We start from the raw sequence: 1,006 nt of genomic DNA on the forward strand, positions 1-1,006 counted from the left end.
TTGCAATAACGGCAATAGAAATATGGTCAACACCTGAAAACATCACATGCGGTAGAGCGATCCCCGGAGTCACGCAAGTTGATGAACGTTCTTCACGTTTAATAAAAGCAAGGATCAGTTCGTCAGGATGAATAGGGTGGATCAGTTGAGCTAATCCTTTAAGACATTCAAACTTGGTGAGCTCGGTATGCGCTTTGGCGTAGTGCCATTTGATTTCACAAGGTGGGCAAATTTGCGGTAAACGCTCGGCCAGTTGGCTAGAAAACTCATAGTTGATATGAGATCCCACCACCGTAAAGTGTTCAGCAATCATGTCTTTGATGACGAAGCAGGCCAGCTCTGCGTCAATGCCAATCGCTGTGATTTGGCACAAATCACCTTGTTGTAGACCTGCTTGCAAAATCGCCACGGACTTGGTGAGTTCCGCAGCACGATTTTGCGTTACATTAATGATATGTAAGGTACTTTTGATCTTCTTTGCCACTCGATTGAGTGGCTGAGTAAGGTGCGCACTGGCATTTGCATTATCGACGAAAAAGGTGATTTGGTATTCGTTCATCTGCAAATTTAGTCGCGGCAGTGGACGAGGAATACTTTGTCGACGTTAAGCAAAACCTCTTCAATGGGGATTTGAATTTGGCGCGTCCCTTCGAATCGGCCTGGTTGTTCTATCTCAATATCCGACACGATCAAAACCCGATCCGCTTGAGCGATATCGTGAGGAGTGAGCTGATTTTCTATCCCCATCGCACCTTGCGTTTCTACTTTAATTTGCACGTTATGTTTTGGCGCAGCTTTCATTAGTGCATCTGCCGCCATATAAGTATGAGCGATGCCTGTAGGGCATGCTGTCACCGCTACGATTTTCATGTTCTATCCATTTTATTTTTTGTGGATATTAACACAGCCACCGCAGATTGAATTGATTTGAGCTGGATTAACGCAAGAGCTCTATCACAGTTTGAATCTCATGTTACATTAATCCAGTTAATGCACTTTTAGTCCT

The 1,006-nt window shown here is 44.3% G+C and carries 2 protein-coding genes; both read right to left on the reverse strand.

Annotated elements, in window-relative coordinates; all coding sequences use genetic code 11:
* On the reverse strand, positions 1–559 hold a 559-nt coding region (locus R7Z50_RS24990; RefSeq protein WP_318149419.1), incomplete at its 3' end, for an HPr family phosphocarrier protein.
* Between the two features lie 8 nt (positions 560–567).
* The gene (locus R7Z50_RS24995) at positions 568–870 is read right to left on the reverse strand and encodes a PTS fructose transporter subunit IIB (RefSeq protein WP_006742227.1); all 303 of its coding nucleotides are present in this window, start codon (positions 868–870) and stop codon (positions 568–570) included.
* Positions 871–1,006: the final 136 nt, after the last annotated feature.

The sequence above is a fragment of the Vibrio sp. 1249-1 genome, from assembly GCF_033340495.1.

Bases quoted from the DNA above. Each gene is read 5' to 3' on its own strand.
- R7Z50_RS24995 (WP_006742227.1), bottom strand. From the start codon at position 870: ATGAAAATCGTAGCGGTGACAGCATGCCCTACAGGCATCGCTCATACT.